Raw genomic sequence first — 23,771 nt, 5'->3', positions numbered from 1 at the left:
ATGCTCGCGGTGATCATGGGCAACATCGGCTTCGGCGACCGCAACGAGTTCAAGGCGGTCTTCACCAACGCCACGATGCTGGAGAAGGGCGACGACGTCCGGGTCGCGGGGGTCAACGTCGGCGAGGTCAAGGACGTCGAGCACTACCACCGCTCGATGGCCCTGGTGACCTTCAAGGTCGACGCCGGGGTGGACATGACCACCTCCTCGCGCGCCGAGATCCGCTTCCTCAACCTCGTCGGCGACCGGTACCTCGCCCTGACGGCCGGCAGCGATGCGAAGGACGCCAAGGCGCTGCGCGACGGCGCCACCATCCCGGTCCAGAACACCTCGCCGTCGCTGGACCTGACCACGCTCTTCGACGGCTTCAAGCCGCTCTTCGCCGCGCTCACCCCCGACCAGGTCAACGAGCCTGAGCATGAACCTGGTCCAGGTCCTCCAGGGCGAGGGCGGCACCGTGAAGAGCCTGCTCGCGCACACCGCCTCGCTGACCAGCACGCTGGCCGACCGCGACGCGCTGATCGGCCAGGTCGTCACCAACCTCAGGCTCCACGCTCAAGACGGTCGACGCGCGGCACCAGCAAACCAGCACGCTGGTGGTCGAGTTCAAGGACTGGATGAGCGACCTCGCCAGGGATCGCGACACGATCGGCTCCTCGCTGGACAACATCTCCCAGCCTGACCGTCACCGTGGCGGACTTCCTGCGCCGAGGCCGGCCACTGCTCAAGGAGGACATCGCCGCGCTGCGCGAGCCTGTCCAAGCCTGCTCAACAAGCCGGAGAACCGCAAGAACCTCGCCGAGTCTGCTCGACCGGATGCCGGAGACGATGACCGACCAGACCCGGACCGGCACCTACGGCTCGTGGTACCAGTACTACGTCTGTGGTGTCTCCGCGCACATCAAGCTCGCCGATCATCGGCGAGCAGGCCCTGCTCAAGCAAGTCGACGAAGTACATCGAGAGACTTCTCGTTCAAGTCCACCGCGCCGAGGTGCCAGAAGTGATGGCCCGACCGACCGACGCCCGCATCCTCCGCCTCGGCGTGATCACCCTCGTGGTGATGGCGCTGGTCTCGGCGGCGACCTTCAACCTGGGCAAGTTCCCCGGCTTCCGTGGGACGACCTACTACGCCGAGTTCAGCGACGCCAGCGGCATCCACAAGGGCAATATCGTCCAGGTCGGCGGGATCCGGGTCGGCCGGGTCACCGACGTGGCGCTGGCCGGGGACCGGGTGAAGGTGAAGTTCGAGCTCAAGGGCGACGTGGAGTTCGGCAAGGAGAGCAAGGCCTCGATCAAGGTGCTCAACCTGCTGGGGGAGAAGTTCCTCGACGTCCAGCCCGAGGGCTCGGGGCAGGCTTCGCCTCCGGCGGCACGATCCCGGTCGAGCGGACCCAGGCGGCGTACGACATCGTCGGGGTGTTCACCGACCTCACCAACACCACCGAGCAGATCGACACCGGCCAGCTTGTCGACGGCGCTCGACACGGTGGCCGACACCCTCGACGTGTCCGCGCCGGAGATCCGGGCCTCCTTCGACGGCATCGCCCGGCTCTCGCGCAGCGTGGCCTCCCGCGACGCGGAGATCCAGAGCCTCTTCGAGAGCCCGAAGTCCGTCAGCAAGGTCCTCAGCGAGCGCAGCCAGGACATCGTGTCGCTGATGAAGAACAGCGACCTCGTCTTCAAGGAGCTCACCAAGCGCCGCGACGCCGTGCACGCGCTGCTCGTCAACGCACGCACCCTCGCGGTGGAGCCTGCGGGGACTGGTCAAGGACAACGAGAAGCAGATCGGGCCGGCCCTGCAGGAGGTCGACGGACTGGTCTCCTTCCTGGTGTCGAAGAAGCAGAAGATCAAGGAGACGCTGGCCGCGCTCGGCCCCTATGTCTCCATCCTCAGCAACATCATCGGCACCGGCCCGTGGTTCGACGCCTACGCGTCCAACCTGCTCGCCCTGCCCACCGGTGAGTTCGTGCCCGGGACGGTGGACTGACGCCATGGTGACCACCGTCCTCAAGCGGATCGACCGGCGGCTGCTGGTCGTGATCGGCGTGCTCCTGCTCGTCGCGGTGACGCTCAACCTGTTCCGCTCGCCGGCCGAGATGCGCACCGTGACCGCGCACTTCCCCCGCGCCGTCAGCGTCTACGCCGGGAGCGACGTGCGCGTCCTCGGCGTCAACGTCGGCAAGGTGACCGCGGTGATCCCGGAGGGCAACTCGGTCCGGGTCGAGATGGAGTACGACGCGGCGTACAAGATCCCGGCGGACGCGAAGGCCGTGATCGTCACCCCCACGCTGGTCGCGGACCGCTTCGTGCAGACTGACGCCGGTGTGGAAGGACGGCGACAAGGCGATGGCCGACGGAGCCGACATCGCCCTGCCGCAGACCGGCGTCCCGGTCGAGCCTGGACCGGATCTACGACAGCCTGCAGTCCCTCACCCGGGCGCTCGGCCCGAACGGCGTCAACAAGGACGGCACCCTCGACCACCTGCTGGAGGCAGGCCGGAAGGCCTTCGACGGCGAGGGCGCGAAGGGCAACCAGATGATCCGCGACCTGGCGCAGGCGGCGCAGACCTTCGGCAACGGCGCCGGGCCGCTCTTCGAGACGGTGACCTACCTGGCGAAGTTCACCGAGACGCTGGCCAAGAACGACACCCTGGTGCGGGCCTTCATGCAGGACCTCACCGGCGTCTCCTCGATGCTCTCGGAGGAGAGCGACGAGCCTGGAGAAGGCCGTGGCCTCGGTCGCCTCGGCGGTCGGCAGCGTGAAGGGCTTCGTGACCAAGAACCGCGACGGCTTCGTCACCGACGTGCGCAAAGCCGACCGAGGTGATGAACACGATCGTCTCGGAGAAGGACAACCTGGAGACCGCGATCAAGATCGCGCCGACCGCGATGGCCAACCTCCAGGTCGGCTTCGACCACGTGACCGGCTCGCAGAGCAGCCGGATCGGCATCGGCGGCTACATCTGGGACGCCGACGGCTTCATCTGCGCGGTGATCCAGCAGAACCCGGCCATGCCGGCGGCGCTCAAGGACACCACCTGCGCGCTGCTCAAGAAGGTCCTCGAGCCGGTGCTGGCCAGTTCGCCGTGGCTGCCGCCGAAGTACAGCCAGTTCCTGCCCAAGACCACCGCCGGCGCGACGCCGGGCGCCGCGAGCGGCACCACGGGAACGGGTGTCGCCGGCGGCACCGACACCGACCAGGGCATCCGGCTGCCGCAGTCGACTGCGGTCACCTACGCGACCGGCGACGGGGCCACCGTCCAGGACCTGCTGGGAGGAGGCGCATGAGCACACGACCGGTTCGCCGCTGGCGGACGAAGGTGACCGCGGCCCTCGCCGGCCTCGCGGTGCTGACCGGGTGCAGCAGGCTTCGACGGCGCCTACGACCTGCCGCTGCCGGGCCACGAGGTGGACGGCGACGACGCCTTCGAGGTCACGGCCTACTTCCACGACGTGCTGAACGTCGTACCGCGCTCCCCGGTGATGGTCGACGACGTGGTCGTCGGCGAGGTCTCCGAGGTGCGCCGCTCGGGATGGAACGCCAAGGTCAAGCTTTGCTGGTCCGCAAGGACGTCGACCTGCCGGACAACACCATCGCCGACATCCGCCAGGTCTCCCTGCTCGGCGAGAAGTACGTCGCCCTGGCGGCGCCCACCCAGCAGGCCGCCACCGGCCGGCTCTCGGAGGGCGACACCATCGAGCCTGGCCGCGACCGGCCGCAACCCCGAGGTCGAGGAGGTGCTCGGTGCGCTGTCCTTCCTGCTGACCGGCGGCGGCGTCGCCCAGACTCGGCACCATCACCCGCGAGGCCAACCTGGTGATGTCCGGGCGCGAGGACCGGCTCAAGGCGCTGCTCGGCTCGCTCGACGGGGTCGTCGGCACGCTCGACCAGCAGAAGGTCCAGATCATCAACGCGCTGCAGTCGCTCAACAACCTGACCTCCACGCTGAACAAGGAGAAGGACACGATCGGCGAGGCGCTGGACGCCACCGGTCCCGCGGTCAAGGTGCTCGCCGACCAGCACGACGAGCCTGATCGACATGCTCGGCGCGCTGGACCGCCTCGGCAAGGTCGGCACCCGGGTGATCAACGCCAGCAAGGACGACGTGCTCCGGATCCTGGCGGACCTCAGCCCGATCCTGCGCAAGCCTGCGCGAGGCGGACGAGCAGACTCGCGCCGGGGCTCAACCTGCTGGTGAGCCTTCCCGTTCCCGCAGTCGGCCAACAAGATCGTGAAGGGCGACTTCGCCAACACCATCGCCCGTGTGGACCTCGACTTCACCAACCTGTTCCGCAGCCTCGGCATCCCGATGCTGCAGGCTGCCCGACGTGGGCGAGGTGCTCAACCAGGTGACCCGCTGCCTGCAGAGCGGTGACCTGTTCGGCACCGCCTGCGCGAAGGTGCTCAGCAGCCTCGACCTGCTCAAGGACCTCAAGGCGCAGTGCAAGCTGCCCGACCTCAGGAACAGCCCCGTCTGCAAGCCTGCTCAGGCTCGCTGCCCAGCCTGGACCTGGGCAAGGCTCCTGCAGGGCGGCCTGATCGGCCCGAACGGTGCGCTCTCGGGGCTGACCCAGGGGCTGGTGCAGCCCGGGGCGTCGTACGGCGACACCGACGAGTCTGCTGGGAGCGAGCGCATGAGCCGCGGGGTCCGGATCCGGCTGATGGCCTTCGTGGCCCTCAGCGCCATCGGCATCACCTACGTCACGGCGAGCCTATCTCGGCGTCGTCGACAGGTTGACCGGCCGCAACATCACCGTCACCGCCAGCCTGCCCGGCTCCGGCGGCGCCTTCGAGGGCAGCGCGGTGACCTACCGCGGGGTCAAGATCGGCAAGGTCACCAAGATGACCGCGACCGAGCAGGGCGTGGACCTCACCCTCGACCTGCGGCACGACACGAAGGCTGCCGCTCGACGCGAAGGTGGCGGTGCACAACCTGTCGGCGGTGGGGGAGCAGTACGTCGACTTCGAGCCGAAGGGCAAGGACGGCCCCTACGCCGCCGACGGCGCGCGGTTCAAGGGCGATGCCTCCTCGCTGCCCGTCGACGAGGGCGACCTGCTCGTCGACCTCAGCCGCTTCGTCAACTCCGTCGACAAGGACAGCCTGCAGAAGGTCGTCAAGGAGTTCGGGCTGATGTTCGGCGACACCGGCCGTGACCTCCAGCGCCTGCTCGACGGCGGCTCGGCCTTCATCGAGGAGGCCAACGCGCACACCGACGAGACGATCGCGCTGCTCGACAACAGCCTGACCGTGCTGCGCACCCAGCGTGGGCAGAAGGAGAACATCCGCAAGTTCGCGAAGGACCTGAACACCGTGACGAGCGCGCTGCGCCGCCAGGACGGCAACCTGCGCACGGTCCTCGGCGACACACCGGGCGCGGCGAAGGCGGTCCAGGGCCTGCTGGAGGACCTGGAGCCGACCCTGCCGGTCCTGCTGGGCGACCTGATCACGACCGACCAGATCCTGCTCAGCGAGACTGCCCGGCCTCGAGCAGGCTGTTGGTGACCTACCCGGCGCTCATCGCGGGCGGCCCGACCGGCAGCACCTCCGACGGCTGGGGCCACGTGAACCTGCAGTTCGACTACAGCGTGCCGCCCTGCACCGAGGGCTACGTCCCGCCGGAGAAGTGGCGCTCCACCCAGGACCTCACCGACGCCGAGCCGGCCGACGTGCAGTGCACCGCGGGCCCCGAGTACGTCGCGCGGGGCAGCCGCAACGCGCCGGGCATGCGCAAGAACAACGCCTCGCCCGCCCGCGTCTACAGTGGCGTCTACGACCCGGCGACCGGGTCGGTGCCGGGCCTCGTCGACGAGCAGGGCAACCCGGTGCGGATCAACCAGCCGGAGGACCTCTCGGTCCTGGGAGGGGATGCGTGGAAGTGGCTGCTGATCGGCCCGGTGGCGAGCAAGTGAGCGCCCCGATCCCCCGGAGCCCAGCCGGGTCCGGCTCAACATCGCGCTGTACGTCGCCACGGTGCTGCTCGGCTGCGCGGCGATCTGGATGGGCTTCCTGATCGCGTCCAACGACGTGTGGCCCCCGTGGAAGGACGACGACCCGGCCGCGGCGACCCCGGGCGTGGGCAAGGACATGGGCGGCGGCGTGGTCACCGCCGTCGACGCGGCCGACCGGGCCGACCAGGACCGGGTGGCCGCCCAGCCTGAAGGCCGCCAGGTCGATGGTCGAGGCGATGGTCAACCTCGACTACAAGAACGCCGACGCCGCGATCGCGGCGGTGCAGGCGCAGGCGACCGGCGACTTCCGCACCCAGTACGACAAGGCCGCCGCCGACGTGAAGAAGCTCGCGACCCAGGCCCAGTCCAGGATGGAGGGCACGGTCATCTGGACCGCGCTGGTGGCCGGCGACCAGGACTCCGCGACCGTCATCGCCGCCACCACCGGCTCGGTCGCCAACAAGACCACCGACTTCAAGAAGCGGGCCAACCCCTACCGGGTCCAGGTCGAGCCTGGTCCTGGTGGACGGCAAGTGGCTGACCAAGGACTTCCAATTCGTCGCCTGAGGAAGGACCGATGACCCGTCCCACCCCCCCGCCGTCCCGCCAGGCTCGCGAGGCGGGACCCAGCGACCGCGCAAGATCGCCGGCCAGGCGCCCGCCCCGGTCGGCGCGGCGCCGGCCGACGACGTACGGGCGCCTGCTGCCGGGTCCGCCGTCCCGCCCGAGGAGCAGCCGCGCACCGCTGACGACGCCGTCCGCGCTGGTGCGAGCCCGGGAGCGAGTGCCGCAGCGCGTGCGGCGGCGGAGCCGGCGGACGAGGTTCCCGCGCGGCCGGGCGTGCTGGCCCGGCAGAAGACCACCCGGGTGCTCATCGCGACCCTCGTCCTGGTGGCGCTCGCGCTCACCCTGGAGTGCCTGATGCTCGTCGTCGACAAGGTCGGCGGCGACGACACGACGGCGCGCGACCGCTCGGGCGACGGCATCGGCGCGGTCAGCGTCCCGGCGGACCGGCCGGTGCTCGCCGACGACCTCGACGTCAAGGCCGGCGTGGACGCGGCAGCCAAGGCAGCGCAGGAGATCGTCGCGGTGGACTTCCAGAAGTTCGACGACGAGGTCGACAAGGCTGCGGACCTGATGACCGCCCGCTTCGCGGAGAGCCTACCGCACGACCACCGCGGACATCCGGAGCGCCTTCATCGCGAACAAGACCGTCGTGCAGGCCACGGTGGTCGCGCAGGGCGTCTCGACGGCCAGCCGCACCCGGCTGCAGGCGCTGGTGTTCCTGAACCAGTTCGTCCAGCGCACCCGCGACGGCAAGCCGGAGACGGTGGCGACGCCGTACCGGGTGCTGGTCACGATGGTGAACACGAACCACGGCTGGCTGGTCGACGGCCTGGCCACCGACGTCGAGAAGAAGGCGGACTCCGGTGAGTAGTTGCCCCAGGCCCACTAGAACACGTTACAGTTCTGCGTCGTGAGCACCCCAGTCAGCCGTGACGTCGCCATCGTCGGCGCGGGACCGGCCGGGCTGTTCGCGACCTACTACGCCGGCTTCCGCGGCCTGCGGGTCGCGCTGATCGACTCGCTGCCCGAGCTCGGTGGCCAGGTGACCGCGATGTACCCCGAGAAGGCGATCCTCGACGTCGCCGGCTTCCCGACCGTCAAGGGCCGCGACCTCGTCGACGGCCTGGTCGCCCAGGCGCTCACCGCGGAGCCGGTGCAGACTGCTCGGCCGGACCGCCTCGGACCTGGTGGTCGAGGAGGAGAGCGGCGTCGAGTCTCACCCTCGACGACGGCACCGTGGTCGCGGCCAAGACGCTCATCATCACCGCGGGCATCGGCAAGTTCAGCCCGCGCCCGCTGCCCGCCGCCGCGGACTGGATCGGGCGCGGTGTGGAGTTCTTCGTCCCCGGCTTCGCGCCCTACGCCGGCAAGGACGTCGTGGTCGTCGGGGGCGGCGACAGCGCCTTCGACTGGGCGCTGCACCTGGAGCCGATCGCCCGCTCGGTCACGCTCGTGCACCGCCGCGACGCCTTCCGTGCCCACCAGCGCACCATCGAGCAGGTCGAGGCGTCCTCGGTCGAGATCGTCACCCGCGCCGAGGTCACCGCGCTGCGCGACGCCGACGGCGGCAGCACCGGTCCGCTCGCCGAGGTGGAGGTGACCGTCGAGGGCGACGCCAAGGCCCGTCCGGCGCAGGCCGTCGTCGCCGCGCTCGGCTTCGTCGCCGACCTCGGCCCCCTGCAGCAGTGGGGCCTGGAGACGCACCGCCGCCACCTCGTCGTGGACCCGGCGATGCGCACGAACCTGCCGCGCGTCTTCGCCGCCGGCGACATCACCGAGTATGACGGCAAGGTCCGCCTCATCGCGGTGGGCTTCGGCGAGGCGGCCACGGCCGTCAACAACGCCGCCGTCGTCGTCGACCCCACGGCCCACGTCTTCCCGGGCCACTCCTCCGAAGGCGGTTGAGCATGAGCAACGGACGCGACCAGGTCAAGCCTGAGCGAGCAGGAGGTGCAGGCCCTCCTCGAGGAGAACCTCAAGGTGCAGGTGGCGGCCAACGGCCACCAGGGCTACCCGCACCTGACCACGCTCTTCTACGTCGTACGGGACGGCAAGATCGCGTTCTGGACCTACGGCCGCAGCCAGAAGATCGTCAACCTCGAGCGCGACGACCGGGTGACCGCCCTGGTCGAGGACGGCACCGACTACTTCGAGTCTGCGCGGGGTCTCCATCGAGGGCCGCGCCGAGATCGTGCGCGACCGCGACACGATCTTGGAGATCGGCAGGGCCGTCTCGGTGCGGATGTTCGGCGTCGACTCCTTCGAGGCGCTCGGGGACATCGGCGCGCAGACCGTCGAGAAGCAGGCGACCAAGCGGGTGGGCGTGATCATCCACCCCGAGCGGGTCGCGTCCTGGGACCACCGGAAGATGACCTGAGGAGACACCCATGAAGATCAAGGTCGACTTCGACCTCTGCGAGTCCAACGGGCTGTGCGAGGCGATGGCCCCCGAGGTGTTCGAGCCTGGACGACGACGACTTCCTCCAGGCTCCACGCCGAGAAGACCACGGACGAGAACATCGACGACGTCAAGCGTGCCGTCGCGGCCTGCCCGCGCGCCGCGATCTCGCTGGTGGAGGAGTGAGCGTGGGCGAGACCTCGCTGGAGGGCAAGGTCGCGATCGTCACCGGCGCCGGAGCGGGACTCGGCCGTGCCGAGGCCCTCGCCCTGGCCCGGGCCGGCGCGCGGGTGGTCGTCAACGACCTGCCGGGCGCCGGGGACGAGGCCGTGGAGGAGATCCGGTCGTTCGGGGGAGAGGCGCTCGTCGTACCGGGTGACGTGAGCGAGCGGGCCACCGCCGACGCCATGCTCGCCGCGGCCGTCGAGCAGACTCGGCGGGCTCGACATCGTCGTCAACAACGCCGGCATGACCCGCGACCGGATGCTCTTCAACCTCGCCGACGAGGAGTGGGACGCGGTCATCGCCGTCCACCTGCGCGGGCACTTCCTGCTCTCGCGCAACGCCGCGTCGTACTGGCGCGAGAAGTCGAAGCAGTCCGAGAGCGGCCAGGTCTACGGCAGCGTCGTCAACACCGCCTCCGAGGCCTTCCTCGGCGGCTCGCCGGGCCAGGCCAACTACGCCGCCGCCAAGGCCGGCATCGCGGCGCTGACCCTGTCCACCGCGCGTGGCCTGAGCAAGATCGGCGTGCGCGCCAACGCCATCTGCCCGCGGGCCCGCACCGCAATGACGGCCGCCGTCTTCGGCGAGGACGAGTCCGGCCAGGCTGTCGACCCGTACTCCGCCGAGCACGTCGCCCCGCTCGTGGCCTACCTCGCCTCGCCGGCCGCCGAGAGGATCACGGGCCAGGTCTTCGTCGTCTACGGCGGGATGGTGGCCCTGGTCGCCGCCCCCGTCGTCGAGCAGCGCTTCGACGCCGCCGGCGACCTGTGGACCGGCGACGACCTCGACAAGCGACTCGGCGGCTTCTTCGCCGACCGCGACCCCTACGTCGGCTTCGCCGCCGACTCGATCATGAGGCTGAGTGTGTGATGGGACGTCTGGACAGCAAGATCGCGATCGTCACCGGCGGCGCGATGGGCCAGGGCGAGGCGATCGTGCGCGCCTACGTCGCCGAGGGCGCCCGGGTCGTGATCGCCGACGTGGCCAAGGAGGAGGGCCGGGCGCTCGCCGACGAGACCGGCGACGCGGCCCACTTCGCCCATCACGACGTCAGCGACGCCGCCTCGTGGGCGAGCCTGGTCGAGGACACGACGTCCCGCTTCGGTGCCGTGAACGTGCTCGCCAACAACGCCGGCATCCTCCGCTTCGGCGACATCGAGCGGATGCCGCCGGAGGAGGCCGAGTCTGCTGTGGCGGGTCAACCAGAACGGCGTCTTCCTCGGGATGCAGGCGGTCTCCCGCACCATGCGGAAGAACGGCGGCGGCTCGATCATCAACGCCTCCTCTGTCGAGGGCCTGGCCGGGATGCCGTCCTGCACCGCCTACGCCGCCACCAAGTGGGCGATCCGCGGCATGACCAAGTGCGCGGCCATGGAGCTCGGACCCAAGGGGATCCGTGTCAACTCGGTGCACCCGGGCATGATCGACACCCCGATGACGCGGGTGCACGGCGGAGACGCCGCGATGGAGTACGGCGCCAGCAAGGTCCCCCTGCGCCGGGTGGGTGTGCCCGACGACATCGCGCCGGTCTACGTCTTCCTGGCCAGCGACGAGTCGTCGTACATCAACGGCGCGGAGATCGCCGTCGACGGCGGCGTCACCTCTACGCACGCCTTCGGCGCCTGACGGCCGCTCGGACCCGACGAATCAATCGCGGAGGATCAGGTGGACGGCCTTCTCCATGTGCGCGGCGGTCTCCGCGGCGGTGGAGCGGCCGGTCACCCAGGCGACCAGCGCCGAGAGCCACACGTCGCCGATGACGCGCGCGATCGCGACGTCCTCGTCGGTGAGCGCGTCCTCGGCCGGCTCGCCGCCGTGCATGGCGTGGGTGACGATCGAGGTCATCGCCATGCCCACGACGTGGATCTCGTTGGCGACGCTGCTGTCGGCGAACATGAAGGCGCGGGTGAGCGCCTCGGTGGTCTTCGGGTCGCCCTGCATGCCGCGGGCCATCCGCTTGAGCACATAGAGCACCCGGTCGGCCTGCGTGTCGCCGGGGATCTCGCGCTCGTGGAGTCGCTTCGCGGCGTCGTCGAACTGGCGGCCCAGGGCGCTGACGAGCAGGTGGATCTTCGAGGGGAAGTACCGGTAGAGCGTGCCCAGCGCGACGTCGGCGTGCTCGGCGACCGCGCGCATCTGCACCGCGTCGAAGCCGCCGGACTTGGCGAGTCTCGTAGGTCGCGTCGAGGATGCGCTTGCGGCGCTCCCGCTGCGCCGACGATCCGAGGTCGTCGGACGTGGACGGGTTCGCGATGCTCACGGTGTGTCCCCCCTGGGTGTGGTGTGACGAGGCGGCCGGTTTCGGACCCAGTGGATAGGCTACCGGCAGGTAGCGCATAATTTGGAACACGTTCCACCACGTATTTCGTTCAACCCTGCTCCCCGGGAGCCAGACAGGGGAGAGGTACCTCCATGCGGATCGCGATGTTGTCCTATCGCAGCAAGCCCCACGTCGGCGGGCAGGGGATCTACATCCGCCGCCTGACGCGCGAGCCTGGCGGCGCTCGGCCACACGGTCGAGGTCTTCTCCGGCCAGCCCTATCCCGAGCCTGGACGAGGGCGTCGCCCTCACCAAGGTGCCGAGCCTGGACCTCTACCGGCCGGGCGACGAGTTCCGCAACCCGCGCCCGAGCGAGTTCCGCGACCTGGTGGACGTGGAGGAGTGGCTGACCATGCGCAGCGGCGCCTTCCCCGAGCCGCTCACGTTCAGCAAGCGCGTGGTCAAGCTCTGCTCAGGGCACGCCGCGACGACTTCGACATCGTCTTCGACAACCAGACCCTGGCGCTGCCGCTGCTGGAGGTCGAGGACCGGGCCGGCGTCGGCCTGCCGCTCGCCGCCACCATCCACCACCCGATCATTATGGACCGCCGGATCGGTCTGGCCGCCGCCGTGTGGGCCAAGCGCAAGCCGCGCTCGCGCGTCCGCTTCGAGTTCCCCAAGATCGGCGTGTGGCGCTGGTACTCCTTCCTCGGCCAGCAGAAGCGCACCGCGCCCCGACTGCGCCGGGTGATCGTGCCCTCGGAGTCCTCCAAGCGCGACGTCGTACGCGAGTTCGGGGTGGACCCCGCGCGGATCGAGACGATCCTGCTCGGTGTCGACGACCGCTTCGTGCCGCCCTCGCAGCCGCGCGTGCCCGGCCGGATCCTCGCGATGGCCAGCGCCGACGCGCCGCTGAAGGGCATCTCGGTGCTGCTCGAGGCTTTCGCCAAGCCTGGTCGTCGAGCGCGACCTGGAGTCTGGTGCTCGTCACCAAGCCGAAGGAGGGCGGGGTGACCGAGAAGCCTGATCGACAAGGCTCGGCATCGGCGACCGGGTCTCCTTCGCCAGCGGCCTCACCGACGACGAGTTCGGTGGCGCTGATGGGCTCCGCGGAGCCTGGCCTGCGTGCCCTCGCTCTACGAGGGCTTCTCGCTGCCGACTGCCGAGCCTGATGGCCTGCGAGACGCCCCTGGTGGTCTCCCGTGCCGGTGCCATCCCGGAGGTCGTCGGCCCGGACGGGCTGTGCGCGGACGTCGTCGAGCCCGGCGACGTCGGTGCCCTGACCAAGGCCCTGGCCACCCTGCTCGACGACCCGGTACGACGGGCCGAGATGGGTGCCGCCGGGCGCCGGCGGGTGAAGGAGCCTGTTCAGGCTGGAGTGCTGTCGCGGTGAGCACCGCGGCCGTGCTGGAGGACGTGATCGCCGAGTACCAGGCCGAGCGCAAGGCAGAGGAGAACTGACATGCTGACCGTTGACTTCGACCGTCTGGGCCTCCAGGCCGGTGACCGCGTCCTCGACATGGGCGCGGGCGCGGGCCGGCACAGCCTTCGAGATGTACCGCCGCGGTGCCGACGTGATCGCCTTCGACATCGACGCCGAGGAGCTCGAGGGCGTCCGCGACCTCTTCGTGGCCATGAAGGAGGCCGGCGAGGTGCCCGAGGGCGCCGAGGCCGACGTCAAGCAGGGCGACGCGCTGGCGCTGCCCTTCGCCGACGGCGAGTTCGACCGGATCGTGTGCTCGGAGGTGCTGGAGCACATCCACGACGACGTCGCGGCGATCCGCGAGCCTGATCCGCGTCCTGCGTCCTGGCGGCACCCTGGCCGTGACCGTGCCCCGGTGGCTCCCCGAGGTCGTCAACTGGCGCCTGTCGGCGGACTACCACAACGCCGAGGGTGGCCACATCCGGATCTACACCGACCACGAGCCTGGTCGACAAGGTGACCAAGGGCGGCCGCTCCAACGACGGCACACCCGGCGACGCCATGGTGTTCGAGGGCAAGTCCTACACGCACGGCCTGCACACGCCGTACTGGTGGATCAAGTGCGCCGTCGGCGTCGAGAACGACGACCACCCGCTGGCCAAGGCGTACCACAAAGGCTGCTGGTCTGGGAGATCATGAAGCAGCCCACGGCGCTCAAGGCTCGCCGGCAAGGTGCTCGACCCGACGATCGGCAAGAGCATGGTGCTGTACTTCCGGAAGCCGGAGACGGCGTGACCCGGGGAACCACGCCCGAGGTCCCGCTCTCCCGGCTGCCGTACGTCGACGGCGTGCTGTCCGCGCAGCAGGTCGCCGACACCGCCGCGGCCATCGCGGCGATGCAGGAGCCGTGGGGCGCCGTGCCGTGGACCAGCGGCGAGCACGTCGACATCTGGAACCACGTCGAGGCCGCGATGGCGATGCTCGTCGGCGGGCAGGTCGAGGCGGCCGAGCGCGCCTACGCCTGGATCCCGACGATGCAGCGCGCCGACGGCTCCTGGCCGATGAAGATCGTCGGCGGCCTCGCCGACGACGAGCGCGGCGAGGTCAACATGTCGGCGTACTTCGCGGTGGGGCTGTGGCACCACTGGCTGGTGCGCCGCGACATCCGCTTCATCGAGCGCTACTGGCCCTCGGTGCGGGCCGGCCTGGACTTCGTCGTCTCGCTGCAGGACCCCTTCGGCGGGATCCGCTGGACGCCCGTCGACGACTTCTGCCTGCTCACCGGCAGGCTCCTCGATCTACCACTCGCTGCGCGCCGGGGTGGCGCTCGCGGACCTGATGGACGACCCGCAGCCGGAGTGGGAGCCTGGCCGGCGGCCGGCTCGGGCACGCCGTGCGCTCGCACCCCGACCTCTTCGCCGACAAGTCGACCTACTCGATGGACTGGTACTACCCCGTCCTCGGCGGGCCGGTCCGGGGCGAGGCCGCGCGCGAGCCTGCTGGCGAAGCGGTGGTCGGAGTTCGTCGTACCGGGGCTGGGGATCCACTGCGTGTCCACCAACCCGTGGGTGACCGGCGCGGAGACCTGCGAGCCTGGCCATGGCCCTCGACGTCATCGGCGACACCCGCCGTGCGCTCACCCTGCTCGGTGACATGCAGCACCTGCGCGAGGGCGACGGGCGCTACTGGACCGGCTGGGTCTACGCCGACCCGAGCCGTCCCGCACCCGAGGGCGAGCCGCGCGACGTGCACTGGCCGCACGAGCACACGACGTACACCGCCGCCGCGGTGGTGCTGGCGGTCGACGCGCTGGGGGAGACCTACGGGCACGCGACCCCGGGCTCGGGGATCATGCGCGGCACCTCGCTGGCGCCGCACTTCGACGAGATCGCGCTGGAGTGCGACTGCACCCCCACGCCGGTCCGCTGACACGAACCGTGGCAGGTGGCACTGCCAACCGTGGCAAGTGGCACTGCCAACCGTCGCGCGTGGCACGACGAGCCGCGGTTCGAGAAGCCATCCCTGACGGTTCGTGGTGCCACTTCCCACGGTTCGTGGGTCAGAGCGGGTCTCCGGCCGCTCCTGAGGTCCGCTGGAGGACCCGCAGGGAGCCGACGGCCTCGATCTCGGTGAAGGCGCCGCTGGCCAGCGCCGGCAGGTAGATCAGGCTCGTACGGCGGCCGGCCGCCGTCGGCGGGGTCGGGGAAGACGTCGTGGATGGCGAGGTAGCCCCCCGCGCCCACCCAGTGCACCCACCCCGCGAAGTCGTCGCGGGCGGGCTGCTCGCCGTGCCCGCCGTCGATGAACAGCAGCGAAAGTGGCGTGCGCCAGTGGGCGGCGACGGTCGTGGACTGCCCGACGATCGCGACGACCTGCTCCTCCAGCCCGGCGCGGGCGATGTTGCGCCGGAACCGGCCGAGGGTGTCCATCAGGCCGAGCTCGGGATCCACGACGGTCGGGTCGTGGTGCTCCCAGCCGGCCTGGTTCTCCTCCGAGCCGCGGTGGTGGTCGACGGTGAAGACCGTCCCGCCGACCGCACGGGCGGCGGCGCCGAGGTAGATCGCGGACTTGCCGCAGTAGGTGCCGACCTCGAGGGCCGGTCCGAGCGGGAGCCGCTCGCGCGCGACCCGGTGCAGGAGCGCACCCTCGTCCTCGGGCATGAAGCCGTCGGCGCGGCGCGCGTGGTCCAGCAGGTCGGACGGCATGGTGTCGGTCACGCTGCCACTCTAGTAGAGTTAGAACGCGTTCTAGTTTCCAAGGAGTGCCGATGTCCCTCGGTATCAGCGACGACCAGGTCGAGTCTCGCCGGCAGCCTGCGCAAGTGGGCCGCCAGCCTCGGGCCGGTCGAGGCCGTGCGTGCGGCCGAGGGCGAGGTCACCGCGTCGTTCGACGAGGTGTGGGCGATGGCGGCGGAGATGGGGGTCGCCGCCATCGCCGTACCGGAGGCGGAGGGCGGGGGAGGCGGCACCCTGCTCGACCAGGCGGTCGCCCTGGAGGCGTGTGCCCACGAGCCTGGTGCCGGGCGGGCTGCTCGGCGCGGCCGTGGGGAGCCTGCTCACCGGACGCCCCCGGCGGTACGGCGTCCAGGTGCACCCCGGCGGCGTCGTCTGGGACGGCGGCACAGCGGACGAGCAAGCTGCTGCTGGGCGAGGGCTCCGTGGCCGCCGAGCCGGGGGTGGACCTGAGTGCGCGGCACGGACGCTTCACGGGCGGTGCTGGCGCCGCGGACGAGCGGCGGCGTCTGCTCGCGATCACGCTGGCGGCCGCGGAGGCCTCCGGCGTGGCTCGCTGGTGCCTGGACACCGCCGTCGACTACGCGAAGGTGCGCGAGCAGTTCGGTCAGCGGATCGGTGCCTTCCAGGCGATCAAGCACCTGTGCGCGCAGATGCTGGAGACCGCCGAGTCGGTCACCGCCGCCGCCTGGGATGCCGCCGCCGCGGGCGACGCCGACGACGTCGAGCAGTGGTCCTTCGCGGTGGACGTCGCCCAGGCCACCTGCTTCGACGGTGCCGTCGAGATCGCCAAGTCCTGTATCCAGGTCCTCGGCGGGATCGGGTTCACCTACGAGCACGACGCGCACCTCTACCTGCGCCGGGCGCTCACCCTGCGGGCCCTGGCCGGGTCCGCGGACGAGGCCGCCGAGCGGATCACCGTCGCCGCCGTCGCCGGGGTCCGCCGCCGGGTCGACGTCGACCTCGAGGGTCGCGACGCGACCGTGCGCCCGGAGGTCGCCGCTGAGGCGGTCCGGATCGGAGCGCTGCCCGAGGAGGAGCGGCGAGCGGCGCTGGTGGAGGCGGGCTACCTGACGCCGCACTGGCCGGCGCCCTACGGGCTCGGCGCCGATCCCACCCTGCAGCCTGGTCATCGACCAGGAGCCTGGGGCGCGCGGGCGTCGTACGGCCGGACCTGGTGATCGCCGGCTGGGCGGTGCCGACGATCCTCGCCCACGGCACCGACGCCCAGCGCGAGCGCTTCGTGCGGCCCTCGCTGCTCGGCGAGCCTCACCTGGTGCCGGCTCTTCTCCGAGCCGGGGTCCGGCTCCGACCTGGCCTCGCTGCGCACCCGGGCGGTCCGGGTCGGGGGAGGGTGGTCCCTGACGGGGCAGAAGGTGTGGACCTCCGTCGCCGAGCGCGCCGACTGGGGCATCTGCCTGGCCCGCACCGACCCCGACGCCCCGCAGCACAAGGGGATCACCTACTTCCTCCTCGACATGCGCTCGCCCGGCATCGAGGTCCGCCCGCTGCGCGAGATCACGGGGGAGGCGTTGTTCAACGAGGTCTTCCTCGACGACGTCTTCGTGCCCGACGAGTGCGTGGTCGCCGAGCCCGGCGACGGCTGGCGGCTGGCGCGTACGACGCTGGCCAACGAGCGCGTCGCGATGGCCTCGGCCCGGCTCACCAAGAGCGTCGAGCGGGCCGTGGAGCCTGGCCGCCACGCGTGACCTCGGAGCGCTCGCCCGCGCCGAGATCGGCCACCAGGTCGCGCTCGCCACGGTCTGCGGGCTGCTCGGCGTCCGGACGACGCTGCGGGCCCTCGGCGGTCACGGTCCCGGCGCGGAGTCCAGCGTGGCGAAGCCTGCTGGGGGTCCGCAGCCGCCAGGACTCCTCCGGTCTCGTGGTCCGTCTGCAGGGGGACGAGTCTCGCTCTCCTCGGCGCACTGGGCAAGTCGTCCGACGTACCGCTGGCGGCGGACGTGTGGGAGCAACTGAACACCCGCTGCCTGTCCATCGCCGGGGGCACCACCCAGATCCTGCGCAACGTCGCCGCCGAGCGGATCCTGGGGCTGCCGCGCTAGGCTGGCCTCGGGCAGGCGCCGCAGGATCTCGTCGAGCCTTCACGGTGTGCTCCGCCAGGACAGCCGAGTGCTCGTCGAGCTTCGTGCCGTGGCTGTCGAGCCTCGCGCCGTAGCCGTCGAGCCTTGGTGCCGTGCTCGTCGAGGATCCGGTCGAGCTTTCTCGCCGTGCTGGGCGAGGATCTCGTAGATCGCCTCGATGTCGTTGGTGTTGCGCTCGACCCGGCGGCCGAGGTCGGGGTGGGGCGTGGTCATGGTTCCTCCGAGATGGTCTGAGGCCTGCGACCCTACGTCTGCGCACGCCCCTCCGCCACCGGCTCCGCGGAGCCTGTAGACAACCGCTCGCGACGCCACGAGTTCCAGTGCCAGTGCAGGAACCGGTCGGTCGCGCGGACCAGGTGCGCGGAGCGGATCGAGGGGAAGATGTCGAAGGCGTGCTGGGCCCCCGGCGACTCGGCGTAGGTGACGGTGCGCTTCGAGGTCCCCCGCAGCGCCCGGACGAACGCGCGGGCCTGACCGGGGTCGACGAGGGTGTCGCGAGAGCCGTGGATGACGAAGAAGTCGGGGTCGTCCGGGGTGACCCGCAGCAGCGGCGAGGCCTGCTCGAAGACCTCCGGGGCGTCGGCGAAGCGGCGCTGCACGATCCGCGGGGCGAGGAAGGTGTCGCGCATGAGACTCGGCCGAGCGCAGGCCGCTCGCGCCGGCCCAGTCGTAGACGCCGTAGTAGGGCACCGCGACCTGCACCGAGGTGTCGGCCTCCTCGAAGCCGGGCTGGAACTCCGGCGCGTTCGGCGTCACCGCCGCAAGCGCGGTGAGGTGCCCGCCCGCAGAGCCGCCGGTGATCGCGAGGTAGTCGGGGTCGCCGCCGTAGTCGGCGATGTGCTCCTTGATCCAGGCGATCGCCGCCTTGACGTCCACGATCTGCGCGGGCCACCGGTCCCGCGGCGCGAGCCGGTAGTTGATCGCCACGCAGACCCAGCCCTTGGCGGCCAGGTGCTGCATGAGCGGCAGGCCCTGCTGGTCCTTGTTGCCGATGGTCCAGCCGCCGCCGTGCACCTGCAGCAGCACCGGCGCGCCCGCGGCCGGGGTGACCTCGGAGGTGTAGACGTCCAGCAGCCCCCGCTTCCCGTACGGCGCGAACGGGATGTCGCGGTGCACCTCGACCCCGGTGCTGCGAGCCGCCCAGCCGAACGCGAACGGGTTCGCGATCCGTCGCCACGGGGTGGCCAGGCTCGGCCGGGGTGGGCTTGGCGTCGAGTTCGCTCGACGTAGTCCACCCCGAGTCCCTCGACCAGCGCGTCCTCGGCGTCCTTGACGGCTGTGCGGCTCTGCGCGATCAGGTAGGCGAGCCCGGCCGAGCCTGAGCCCGGCGAGCACCAGGCCGCGCCAGTCCCGGCGCGCGCCGCGGCTGTGCGCGAGCGCGTCGGCGGCGGTGAGACCGAGCACGTGCGGGGCCAGGCTCACCGGTCAGCCAGCCGGCGAAGAAGGCGGGGATGCCGGGCCGGAAGCCCGGGATCGGCCGGATGGCGTTGGCGGTCAGCGCGGCGGTGATCGCCTGGCGCCGTACGAATCCCATGACGTGAGGATATCCGCTTCGATGTGAGAGACTGAAACCTGTTCTAGTTTCATGGGGGTCACGGATGGACCGGCTGTCAGGGCTCGACGCGAGCCTTCCTCTACCTGGAGACGCCTGCGCAGACTCATGCACGTGTGCGCGGTGATGATCCTCGATCCGGCGACGATGACCACGCCGTACTCCTTCGCCGCGCTGCAGCAGCGCATCGGCGACGCGGTGGAGGACGTACCGGGTTTCACCCGCAAGGTCCGCGGCGTGCCGCTCGGCCTCGACCACCCGGTCTGGGTGCGCGACCGGGCCTTCGACATCGAGCGGCACGTGCACCGCCTGGGTCTCCCCACCCCCGGCGGGTACGCCGAGTCGATGGACCTGTGCGCCCACCTGGCCTCCCTGCCGCTGGATCGCTCGCGGCCGTTGTGGGAGATGTGGGTCGTCGAGGGCTACCGGCCGGAGGGGGAGACGGAGAAGGTCGTCGTCTTCGCCAAGATGCACCACGCCACGGTCGACGGGGTCTCCGGCGCGAACCTGATCTCGCACCTGTGCTCGCTCGAGCCCGACGCCGCGCCGCTGGCGCCCTCCGAGCAGCGCCACCCGCGCGACCCCGGCCGGGGCGAGTCTGCTCGGCCGTGCCGTCCTCGGTACGGCGGCCCGTCCGGTCACCCTCGTCAAGGTGCTCAAGCCGTCGGCCCAGACTCGTCACCAAGAGCATCGGCCGGGCCCGGAGGGGGACGGCGATGGCCGCGCCCTTCTCCGCCCCGCGCACCTCCTTCAACGGCACGATCACCTCGCACCGCTCGATCGCCATGGCCGACCTCGACCTCGAGGAGATCCGGCGGATCAAGAAGGCGACCGGCACCACGGTCAACGACGTCGTGCTCGCGGTCGCGGGCGGGGCGCTGCGGGCCTATCTCGAGGAGCGCGACGAGCCTGCCCTCCTCCTCCCTGCTCGCGACCGTCCCGGTCAGCGTGCGGGACAAACTCGCGTCGTTCCGCTGGGGCCAACAAGGTCTCCGCGCTGTTCACCAAAGGCTCGGCACCGACGTCGCCGACCCGGTCGAGCGCCTGCGGATGCTCGCCGAGCGCAACCAGCACGCCAAGGAGCACCACAACGCCATCAGCGCCGACGCGTTGCAGGACTGGGCCGAGTTCGCCGCGCCGCGCACCTTCGGGCTCGCGGTGCGCACCTACGCCAACCTGCGCCTGGCCGAGCGGCACCCGGTGGTGCACAACCTGGTGATCTCGAACGTGCCGGGCCCGCCGATCCCGCTCTACTTCATGGGCGCCCGGATCGAGGCGCTCTGCCCCCTCGGCCCGGTCTTCCACGGAGCCGGGCTGAACGTCACGGTGATGTCGAACGCCGGCAAGATGCACGTCGGTGCGATCGCCTGCCGCGAGTCCATGCCCGACGCCGACGCGCTCACCCGGCACTTCCCGGACGAGCTCGCCCGGCTCGGCGCAGCGGTCGCCGGCTGAGATCGCGCCGCCGGGCGTTGACGGTCGCGGCGGCCTCGACGAAGCGCGGCACGAACCTCTCCGCTCCGAGCACGCAGCCGGCGTGCCCGTCGTCGACCTCGTGGATCGTCGCGCCCGGGATCGCTCGCGCAAGGGCGATCTGGCGCGGCGTGGGGACGACCCGGTCGCGCATCATCACCACCACCGCGGTCGGTACGTCGACCCGGCCGATCCACGGCCGCGAGTGGTGCCGGCCGAGGGCCGCGAGCGCCTGACCGACGGCCCACGGGCTGGTCGAGCGGAGCTCGCGCAGCGCCCACGCGTGCAGGTCGGTCGGTTCCAGCCCACCGCCGCGCACCGCTGCCCGGGCCGCCCGCAACGCGGTCCGGGAGCGGGACACCCCGCGCAGGGCGAGCATCGAGCCTGCCCATCCCCAGGAAGAAGCCGCGCTCGGCGGCGCTGAGCCTGGAACCGGTCGGTGGTCGCGGCGAGCACCAGCCCGGCCACGATGTCGGGGTGCTGGCGCCAGACCCGTTGCGCCACGATCGAGCCCATCGAGTAGCCGCCGACGACGACCTGCTCCAGGCCGAGCACGTCGACCAGGGCGGCCACGTCGTCGGCGCAGTCGGCGAGCGAGAACTCCGGGCCCTGGATGCCCTGGCCGTGCCAGCGCTGGTCCAGGGTCACCACGCGGAAGCGCTGCGCCAGCGCCTCGATCGCGGGGAACCAGGTCAGCAGGCCGGTGGTCCCCAGGGCGTGCAGCAGCACGATCGCGGGAGACTCGGGGTGCGGCCCCGGCGTGTCGGTCACGTACGTCGTGCCGCGACCGGGCAGACTCCAGCAGCCGTCCGGCGGGGATCTGGACCTCCGGGAGGGCCACCCGGCGGCGCGCGAGCGTGACGAGTGAGACGGCCTCCATGCGGACCAGACTAGAACACGTTACAGTTTCCTCGTGGATGCTGAGGCGATCAACGCAGTCCGCGCCGTCGTCGGCGAGGTTCTCGAGCGGGACGCGGATGCCCGGAGCCTGGGCGGCCTGGGCCGCGGCCGGGCTGACCGCGCTGCCCGTCCCCGAGGAGCACGGCGGTGACGGGCTCGGTCTCACCGAGGTCGCCGTGCTGCTGCGCGAGGCGGGCCGCAAGGCGGTGCAGGTACCGGCCTGGGAGACGCTGTGCTGCGGCGCGCTGACCCTCGCGTCGTACGGCACCGAGACCCAGCGCAAGGACCTGCTCCCCGGCATCGCCGCCGGAGAGGTGCTCGTGGTCCCGGCGCTGCGCGGCCGCGCGACGTACGACGGCGCCACGGTCACCGGCCGCAAGCTCGCCCTGACCCATGCGGAGTCCGCGCACCACTTCCTGGTCCTGGCCACCGAGGGCGAGCGTGAGGTGGCGCTGCTCGTGGACGCCTCCGGACCGGGGGTCACGCTCGTGCCGTCGAGCGCGTCGAGCGGCGCTCCGCAGCACGCCCTGGTGCTCGACGGAGCCCACGCCGAGCCGCTGGAGGACGGTGCCGCCGAGCGCCTGCGCGACCTCGCCGTCGCCGGACTGGCCGTCACCGCCGCCGGTGTGCTCGCCGGAGCGCGCGACCTCACCGCGGAGTACGTGAAGGGCCGCCGCCAGTTCGGCCGTGCCCTCGCGGAGTTCCAGGCGGTGTCCCTGCAGATGGCCGACGTGTACGTCGCCTCGCGGACCCTCGACCTCGCCGCCGACAACGCCGTGTGGCGCGTCGCCGAGGGGCTGCCGGCCGCCGACGACCTCTCGGTGGCGGGCTACTGGGCGAGCCAGGTCGCGCCCTACGCCTTCCGCACCTGCCACCACCTGCACGGCGGCATGGGCGTCGACATCACCTACCCCCTCGTCGGCTACACCACGTGGGGCTCCGACCTCGCCCACGCGCTCGACACCACGGCCGCCCAGGTGCTCGTCGAGGACCCGGAGTCGAAGAACCTCGAGCTCACCGAGGCCCAGCGCACGCTCAAGGCCGAGGTCCGGGCCTACTTCGCCGGCCTCGGACACGACGAGCCGGCCGACCCCGGACCGGACGGCGCGTGGGACCGGCACGGCCCGTCGTACCAGCGGCTGATCCGGCGAACTCGGCACCGACGGCTGGATGGGCGTCGGCTGGCCGAAGGAGTACGGCGGCCACGGGCTGGGCGAGATCGAGCAGACGATCTTCGCCAACGAGGCGCAGTACGCCGACGTGCACCTGCCCGCCGTCACGCTGCAGACCGTCGGTCCGACGCTGATCAGGTACGGCACGCAGAAGCAGAAGGACCTTTTCCTGGAGCGCATCCTGAAGGGCGACGTGCACTTCGCGATCGGCTACTCCGAGCCCGACGCCGGGACCGACCTGGCCTCGCTGCGCACCACCGCGCGACTGGTCGAGGATGACGGCGACCCGTACTACCTGGTCAACGGACAGAAGCTCGTGGACGACCGGCGGCCACCAGGCCGACTACCTGTGGCTCGCGGTGCGCACCGATCCCGACGCCCCCCAAGCACAAGGGCATCTCGATCCTCATCGTCGACACCAAGGATCCCGGCTACTCCTGGACGCCGATCATCACCGCGGACGGCTCGCACCACGTCAACGCGACGTACTTCAACGACGTCCGGGTGCCCGTCGACATGCTCGTGGGGGAGGAGAACCAGGGCTGGAGGCTGATCACCACCCAGCTCAACCACGAGCGGGTGATGCTCGGCCCGGCCGGCCGGATCGAGGGTCTGCGCGACCGGGTGGTGCGCTGGGCGGACGCGGCCGAGGTCTCCGACGAGCCGGACGTGCGCGACCTGCTCGGCAAGACCACCGCGGTCTTCCGGGTCAACGAGTCTGCTCAACTGGGAGGTCGCCCGCGCGGCGGCGTCCGGGGAGCCTGAAGGTGGCCGACGCCTCCTCGTCGAAGGTGTTCGCCGCCGACCAGGTCCAGCACCTGCTCGCCGACCTGGTCTCGCTGGTGCACCGTCACGGCGACGCCTCCGAGCCGGAGACCAAGGCGCTGCTGGACTATCTCGACGCGCAGGCCAAGCGGAACCTCGTCATCACCTTCGGCGGCGGGGTCCAGGAGGTCCAGCGCGAGTCGATCTCGATGTTCGGCCTCGGCCTGCCGCGGGTGCCCCGGTGAGCGCGGAG

At 71.3% G+C, this 23,771-nt stretch carries 35 protein-coding genes and 8 pseudogenes; 36 read left to right on the top strand and 7 right to left on the bottom strand.

All coding sequences use genetic code 11. From position 1 onward, the window contains the following. The 19 genes and pseudogenes from G5V59_RS07180 to G5V59_RS07085 all read left to right on the top strand — a co-directional run bounded on the left by G5V59_RS07180 (nucleotide 1) and on the right by G5V59_RS07085 (nucleotide 10,765). Complete coding sequence (locus tag G5V59_RS07180; protein ID WP_278259692.1) at nucleotides 1–621, top strand: MlaD family protein; 621 nt, start codon at nucleotides 1–3, stop codon at nucleotides 619–621. Continuing rightward, nucleotides 597–1,964: an MlaD family protein gene (locus G5V59_RS07175; RefSeq protein WP_278256015.1), complete on the top strand. Its 1,368-nt coding sequence runs from the start codon at nucleotides 597–599 to the stop codon at nucleotides 1,962–1,964. The genes G5V59_RS07180 and G5V59_RS07175 overlap by 25 nt, the downstream gene beginning before the upstream one ends. Nucleotides 1,965–1,993: 29 nt before the next feature. Then, the gene (locus G5V59_RS07170) at nucleotides 1,994–2,542 is read left to right on the top strand and encodes an MlaD family protein (protein WP_278256014.1); all 549 of its coding nucleotides are present in this window, start codon (nucleotides 1,994–1,996) and stop codon (nucleotides 2,540–2,542) included. Then, a complete protein-coding gene (locus tag G5V59_RS07165; RefSeq protein ID WP_278256013.1) occupies nucleotides 2,539–2,829 on the top strand; it encodes a hypothetical protein in 291 nt (96 codons plus the stop codon). Before G5V59_RS07170 ends, G5V59_RS07165 begins: the two co-directional genes overlap by 4 nt. Continuing rightward, nucleotides 2,829–3,290: a hypothetical protein gene (locus G5V59_RS07160; RefSeq protein WP_278256012.1), complete on the top strand. Its 462-nt coding sequence runs from the start codon at nucleotides 2,829–2,831 to the stop codon at nucleotides 3,288–3,290. The genes G5V59_RS07165 and G5V59_RS07160 overlap by 1 nt, the downstream gene beginning before the upstream one ends. Nucleotides 3,291–3,322: 32 nt before the next feature. Continuing rightward, entirely contained in the window at nucleotides 3,323–3,823 is a 501-nt protein-coding gene (locus tag G5V59_RS07155; protein ID WP_278256011.1) for a hypothetical protein, read from the top strand. Continuing rightward, entirely contained in the window at nucleotides 3,820–4,356 is a 537-nt protein-coding gene (locus G5V59_RS07150; RefSeq protein ID WP_278256010.1) for a hypothetical protein, read from the top strand. Before G5V59_RS07155 ends, G5V59_RS07150 begins: the two co-directional genes overlap by 4 nt. Continuing rightward, nucleotides 4,341–5,135 carry a hypothetical protein gene (locus G5V59_RS07145; protein ID WP_278256009.1) on the top strand — a complete coding sequence of 265 codons (795 nt, stop codon included), beginning with the start codon at nucleotides 4,341–4,343 and terminating at the stop codon, nucleotides 5,133–5,135. The genes G5V59_RS07150 and G5V59_RS07145 overlap by 16 nt, the downstream gene beginning before the upstream one ends. Further along, the gene (locus G5V59_RS07140) at nucleotides 5,135–5,506 is read left to right on the top strand and encodes a hypothetical protein (RefSeq protein WP_278256008.1); all 372 of its coding nucleotides are present in this window, start codon (nucleotides 5,135–5,137) and stop codon (nucleotides 5,504–5,506) included. Before G5V59_RS07145 ends, G5V59_RS07140 begins: the two co-directional genes overlap by 1 nt. Beyond that, nucleotides 5,503–5,913: a hypothetical protein gene (locus tag G5V59_RS07135; protein ID WP_278256007.1), complete on the top strand. Its 411-nt coding sequence runs from the start codon at nucleotides 5,503–5,505 to the stop codon at nucleotides 5,911–5,913. The genes G5V59_RS07140 and G5V59_RS07135 overlap by 4 nt, the downstream gene beginning before the upstream one ends. Nucleotides 5,914–5,974: 61 nt before the next feature. Next, nucleotides 5,975–6,493, top strand: a complete 519-nt coding sequence (locus tag G5V59_RS07130) for a hypothetical protein (protein ID WP_278256006.1) — start codon at nucleotides 5,975–5,977, stop codon at nucleotides 6,491–6,493. A 299-nt stretch (nucleotides 6,494–6,792) separates the two neighbouring features. After that, a complete protein-coding gene (locus G5V59_RS07125; protein WP_278256005.1) occupies nucleotides 6,793–7,386 on the top strand; it encodes a hypothetical protein in 594 nt (197 codons plus the stop codon). A 43-nt stretch (nucleotides 7,387–7,429) separates the two neighbouring features. Continuing rightward, a pseudogene (locus G5V59_RS07120) lies at nucleotides 7,430–7,516 on the top strand (hypothetical protein); the annotation flags it as partial. 239 nt (nucleotides 7,517–7,755) lie between these two features. Further along, nucleotides 7,756–8,424, top strand: a complete 669-nt coding sequence (locus tag G5V59_RS07115) for an NAD(P)/FAD-dependent oxidoreductase (RefSeq protein ID WP_278256004.1) — start codon at nucleotides 7,756–7,758, stop codon at nucleotides 8,422–8,424. A 45-nt stretch (nucleotides 8,425–8,469) separates the two neighbouring features. Continuing rightward, nucleotides 8,470–8,910, top strand: a complete 441-nt coding sequence (locus G5V59_RS07110; protein ID WP_278256003.1) for a pyridoxamine 5'-phosphate oxidase family protein — start codon at nucleotides 8,470–8,472, stop codon at nucleotides 8,908–8,910. A gap of 189 nt (nucleotides 8,911–9,099) precedes the next feature. After that, nucleotides 9,100–9,294, top strand: a pseudogene (locus G5V59_RS07100) (SDR family NAD(P)-dependent oxidoreductase); the annotation flags it as partial. 91 nt (nucleotides 9,295–9,385) lie between these two features. Next, nucleotides 9,386–10,009 (top strand): SDR family oxidoreductase, encoded by a 624-nt coding sequence (locus G5V59_RS07095; RefSeq protein ID WP_278256001.1) that lies wholly within the window; start codon nucleotides 9,386–9,388, stop codon nucleotides 10,007–10,009. Next, nucleotides 10,009–10,272 (top strand): annotated as a pseudogene (locus G5V59_RS07090) (SDR family NAD(P)-dependent oxidoreductase); the annotation flags it as partial. The gene G5V59_RS07095 and the pseudogene G5V59_RS07090, both read left to right, overlap by 1 nt. A 91-nt stretch (nucleotides 10,273–10,363) precedes the next feature. Then, the gene (locus tag G5V59_RS07085; protein WP_341350880.1) at nucleotides 10,364–10,765 is read left to right on the top strand and encodes an SDR family oxidoreductase; all 402 of its coding nucleotides are present in this window, start codon (nucleotides 10,364–10,366) and stop codon (nucleotides 10,763–10,765) included. 21 nt (nucleotides 10,766–10,786) lie between these two features. Here the strand turns inward: G5V59_RS07085 and G5V59_RS07080 are convergent, their stop codons facing one another. Next, nucleotides 10,787–11,275, bottom strand: a complete 489-nt coding sequence (locus G5V59_RS07080) for a TetR family transcriptional regulator (protein WP_278259691.1) — start codon at nucleotides 11,273–11,275, stop codon at nucleotides 10,787–10,789. 358 nt (nucleotides 11,276–11,633) lie between these two features. On the opposite strand from G5V59_RS07080, the gene G5V59_RS07075 reads away from it, so the two are divergent. From G5V59_RS07075 to G5V59_RS07045, 7 genes are all read left to right on the top strand, one after another. Continuing rightward, nucleotides 11,634–12,413 (top strand): glycosyltransferase, encoded by a 780-nt coding sequence (locus G5V59_RS07075; RefSeq protein ID WP_278259690.1) that lies wholly within the window; start codon nucleotides 11,634–11,636, stop codon nucleotides 12,411–12,413. Further along, complete coding sequence (locus G5V59_RS07070; RefSeq protein ID WP_278255999.1) at nucleotides 12,380–12,571, top strand: hypothetical protein; 192 nt, start codon at nucleotides 12,380–12,382, stop codon at nucleotides 12,569–12,571. Before G5V59_RS07075 ends, G5V59_RS07070 begins: the two co-directional genes overlap by 34 nt. Next, on the top strand, nucleotides 12,571–12,792 hold the full coding sequence (locus tag G5V59_RS07065; RefSeq protein WP_278255998.1) for a glycosyltransferase: 222 nt from the start codon (nucleotides 12,571–12,573) through the stop codon (nucleotides 12,790–12,792). The genes G5V59_RS07070 and G5V59_RS07065 overlap by 1 nt, the downstream gene beginning before the upstream one ends. A 79-nt stretch (nucleotides 12,793–12,871) precedes the next feature. Further along, a complete protein-coding gene (locus G5V59_RS07060; RefSeq protein ID WP_278255997.1) occupies nucleotides 12,872–13,342 on the top strand; it encodes a class I SAM-dependent methyltransferase in 471 nt (156 codons plus the stop codon). Then, nucleotides 13,339–13,521 (top strand): hypothetical protein, encoded by a 183-nt coding sequence (locus G5V59_RS07055; RefSeq protein ID WP_278255996.1) that lies wholly within the window; start codon nucleotides 13,339–13,341, stop codon nucleotides 13,519–13,521. Before G5V59_RS07060 ends, G5V59_RS07055 begins: the two co-directional genes overlap by 4 nt. After that, a complete protein-coding gene (locus tag G5V59_RS07050) occupies nucleotides 13,518–14,474 on the top strand; it encodes a hypothetical protein (RefSeq protein ID WP_278255995.1) in 957 nt (318 codons plus the stop codon). The genes G5V59_RS07055 and G5V59_RS07050 overlap by 4 nt, the downstream gene beginning before the upstream one ends. Beyond that, complete coding sequence (locus G5V59_RS07045; protein WP_278255994.1) at nucleotides 14,422–14,751, top strand: hypothetical protein; 330 nt, start codon at nucleotides 14,422–14,424, stop codon at nucleotides 14,749–14,751. Before G5V59_RS07050 ends, G5V59_RS07045 begins: the two co-directional genes overlap by 53 nt. Here the strand turns inward: G5V59_RS07045 and G5V59_RS07040 are convergent. Then, on the bottom strand, nucleotides 14,643–15,539 hold the full coding sequence (locus tag G5V59_RS07040) for a class I SAM-dependent methyltransferase (RefSeq protein ID WP_278255993.1): 897 nt from the start codon (nucleotides 15,537–15,539) through the stop codon (nucleotides 14,643–14,645). The two genes, G5V59_RS07045 and G5V59_RS07040, sit on opposite strands and share 109 nt — an antisense overlap. A 135-nt stretch (nucleotides 15,540–15,674) precedes the next feature. On the opposite strand from G5V59_RS07040, the gene G5V59_RS07035 reads away from it, so the two are divergent. Both G5V59_RS07035 and G5V59_RS07030 read left to right on the top strand, forming a co-directional pair. After that, nucleotides 15,675–16,007 carry an acyl-CoA dehydrogenase family protein gene (locus tag G5V59_RS07035; RefSeq protein WP_278255992.1) on the top strand — a complete coding sequence of 111 codons (333 nt, stop codon included), beginning with the start codon at nucleotides 15,675–15,677 and terminating at the stop codon, nucleotides 16,005–16,007. Beyond that, nucleotides 15,980–16,735: an acyl-CoA dehydrogenase family protein gene (locus G5V59_RS07030; RefSeq protein ID WP_278255991.1), complete on the top strand. Its 756-nt coding sequence runs from the start codon at nucleotides 15,980–15,982 to the stop codon at nucleotides 16,733–16,735. The genes G5V59_RS07035 and G5V59_RS07030 overlap by 28 nt, the downstream gene beginning before the upstream one ends. Here the strand turns inward: G5V59_RS07030 and G5V59_RS07025 are convergent. Beyond that, on the bottom strand, nucleotides 16,684–16,884 hold the full coding sequence (locus G5V59_RS07025) for a hypothetical protein (protein ID WP_278255990.1): 201 nt from the start codon (nucleotides 16,882–16,884) through the stop codon (nucleotides 16,684–16,686). The two genes, G5V59_RS07030 and G5V59_RS07025, sit on opposite strands and share 52 nt — an antisense overlap. On the opposite strand from G5V59_RS07025, the gene G5V59_RS07020 reads away from it, so the two are divergent. Further along, complete coding sequence (locus G5V59_RS07020) at nucleotides 16,868–17,263, top strand: acyl-CoA dehydrogenase family protein (RefSeq protein WP_341351146.1); 396 nt, start codon at nucleotides 16,868–16,870, stop codon at nucleotides 17,261–17,263. The genes G5V59_RS07025 and G5V59_RS07020 overlap by 17 nt on opposite strands. A gap of 638 nt (nucleotides 17,264–17,901) precedes the next feature. Here G5V59_RS07020 and G5V59_RS07015 read toward each other — a convergent pair. The 3 genes and pseudogenes from G5V59_RS07015 to G5V59_RS07005 all read right to left on the bottom strand — a co-directional run bounded on the left by G5V59_RS07015 (nucleotide 17,902) and on the right by G5V59_RS07005 (nucleotide 19,190). Then, nucleotides 17,902–18,285 (bottom strand): prolyl oligopeptidase family serine peptidase, encoded by a 384-nt coding sequence (locus tag G5V59_RS07015; RefSeq protein WP_278259688.1) that lies wholly within the window; start codon nucleotides 18,283–18,285, stop codon nucleotides 17,902–17,904. 82 nt (nucleotides 18,286–18,367) lie between these two features. Next, a pseudogene (locus G5V59_RS07010) lies at nucleotides 18,368–18,670 on the bottom strand (alpha/beta hydrolase); the annotation flags it as partial. Between the two features lie 280 nt (nucleotides 18,671–18,950). Beyond that, nucleotides 18,951–19,190, bottom strand: coding sequence for a hypothetical protein (locus tag G5V59_RS07005; protein WP_278255989.1), 240 nt, complete (start codon nucleotides 19,188–19,190; stop codon nucleotides 18,951–18,953). 51 nt (nucleotides 19,191–19,241) lie between these two features. On the opposite strand from G5V59_RS07005, the pseudogene G5V59_RS36075 reads away from it, so the two are divergent. From G5V59_RS36075 to G5V59_RS36065, 3 genes and pseudogenes are all read left to right on the top strand, one after another. Next, nucleotides 19,242–19,739 (top strand): annotated as a pseudogene (locus G5V59_RS36075) (wax ester/triacylglycerol synthase domain-containing protein); the annotation flags it as partial. Between the two features lie 185 nt (nucleotides 19,740–19,924). After that, nucleotides 19,925–20,005: pseudogene (locus G5V59_RS36070) on the top strand (hypothetical protein); the annotation flags it as partial. Nucleotides 20,006–20,258: 253 nt separating this feature from the next. Next, nucleotides 20,259–20,663, top strand: a complete 405-nt coding sequence (locus G5V59_RS36065; protein WP_341351145.1) for a WS/DGAT domain-containing protein — start codon at nucleotides 20,259–20,261, stop codon at nucleotides 20,661–20,663. Here G5V59_RS36065 and G5V59_RS06995 read toward each other — a convergent pair. After that, nucleotides 20,608–21,561 carry a hypothetical protein gene (locus G5V59_RS06995; RefSeq protein WP_278255987.1) on the bottom strand — a complete coding sequence of 318 codons (954 nt, stop codon included), beginning with the start codon at nucleotides 21,559–21,561 and terminating at the stop codon, nucleotides 20,608–20,610. The two genes, G5V59_RS36065 and G5V59_RS06995, sit on opposite strands and share 56 nt — an antisense overlap. On the opposite strand from G5V59_RS06995, the pseudogene G5V59_RS06990 reads away from it, so the two are divergent. The 4 genes and pseudogenes from G5V59_RS06990 to G5V59_RS06975 all read left to right on the top strand — a co-directional run. After that, nucleotides 21,560–22,435: pseudogene (locus tag G5V59_RS06990) on the top strand (acyl-CoA dehydrogenase family protein); the annotation flags it as partial. The gene G5V59_RS06995 and the pseudogene G5V59_RS06990 sit on opposite strands and share 2 nt — an antisense overlap. A 316-nt stretch (nucleotides 22,436–22,751) precedes the next feature. After that, nucleotides 22,752–22,886, top strand: a pseudogene (locus G5V59_RS06985) (acyl-CoA dehydrogenase family protein); the annotation flags it as partial. 371 nt (nucleotides 22,887–23,257) lie between these two features. Then, nucleotides 23,258–23,518 (top strand): acyl-CoA dehydrogenase family protein, encoded by a 261-nt coding sequence (locus G5V59_RS06980; protein WP_278255986.1) that lies wholly within the window; start codon nucleotides 23,258–23,260, stop codon nucleotides 23,516–23,518. A gap of 2 nt (nucleotides 23,519–23,520) precedes the next feature. Then, a complete protein-coding gene (locus tag G5V59_RS06975; RefSeq protein WP_278255985.1) occupies nucleotides 23,521–23,763 on the top strand; it encodes a hypothetical protein in 243 nt (80 codons plus the stop codon). Nucleotides 23,764–23,771 lie beyond the last annotated feature (8 nt).

The organism is Nocardioides convexus, assembly GCF_011090295.1.
Note: the sequence above shows the minus strand (reverse complement) of the source record. Positions and strands in the feature narration are given on the sequence as shown.

Coding starts and splice junctions, on each gene's coding strand:
- G5V59_RS07180 (WP_278259692.1), top strand. CDS start 1: ATGCTCGCGGTGATCATGGGCAACATCGGCTTCGGCGACCGCAACGAG.
- G5V59_RS07170 (WP_278256014.1), top strand. CDS start 1,994: ATGGTGACCACCGTCCTCAAGCGGATCGACCGGCGGCTGCTGGTCGTG.
- G5V59_RS07165 (WP_278256013.1), top strand. CDS start 2,539: ATGATCCGCGACCTGGCGCAGGCGGCGCAGACCTTCGGCAACGGCGCC.
- G5V59_RS07160 (WP_278256012.1), top strand. CDS start 2,829: ATGAACACGATCGTCTCGGAGAAGGACAACCTGGAGACCGCGATCAAG.
- G5V59_RS07140 (WP_278256008.1), top strand. CDS start 5,135: ATGTTCGGCGACACCGGCCGTGACCTCCAGCGCCTGCTCGACGGCGGC.
- G5V59_RS07095 (WP_278256001.1), top strand. CDS start 9,386: ATGACCCGCGACCGGATGCTCTTCAACCTCGCCGACGAGGAGTGGGAC.
- G5V59_RS07085 (WP_341350880.1), top strand. CDS start 10,364: ATGCAGGCGGTCTCCCGCACCATGCGGAAGAACGGCGGCGGCTCGATC.
- G5V59_RS07080 (WP_278259691.1), bottom strand. CDS start 11,275: ATGCGCGCGGTCGCCGAGCACGCCGACGTCGCGCTGGGCACGCTCTAC.
- G5V59_RS07065 (WP_278255998.1), top strand. CDS start 12,571: ATGGCCTGCGAGACGCCCCTGGTGGTCTCCCGTGCCGGTGCCATCCCG.
- G5V59_RS07050 (WP_278255995.1), top strand. CDS start 13,518: ATGAAGCAGCCCACGGCGCTCAAGGCTCGCCGGCAAGGTGCTCGACCC.
- G5V59_RS07045 (WP_278255994.1), top strand. CDS start 14,422: ATGGCCCTCGACGTCATCGGCGACACCCGCCGTGCGCTCACCCTGCTC.
- G5V59_RS07015 (WP_278259688.1), bottom strand. CDS start 18,285: ATGCGCGACACCTTCCTCGCCCCGCGGATCGTGCAGCGCCGCTTCGCC.
- G5V59_RS07005 (WP_278255989.1), bottom strand. CDS start 19,190: ATGGGATTCGTACGGCGCCAGGCGATCACCGCCGCGCTGACCGCCAAC.
- G5V59_RS36065 (WP_341351145.1), top strand. CDS start 20,259: ATGCTCGCCGAGCGCAACCAGCACGCCAAGGAGCACCACAACGCCATC.
- G5V59_RS06995 (WP_278255987.1), bottom strand. CDS start 21,561: ATGGAGGCCGTCTCACTCGTCACGCTCGCGCGCCGCCGGGTGGCCCTC.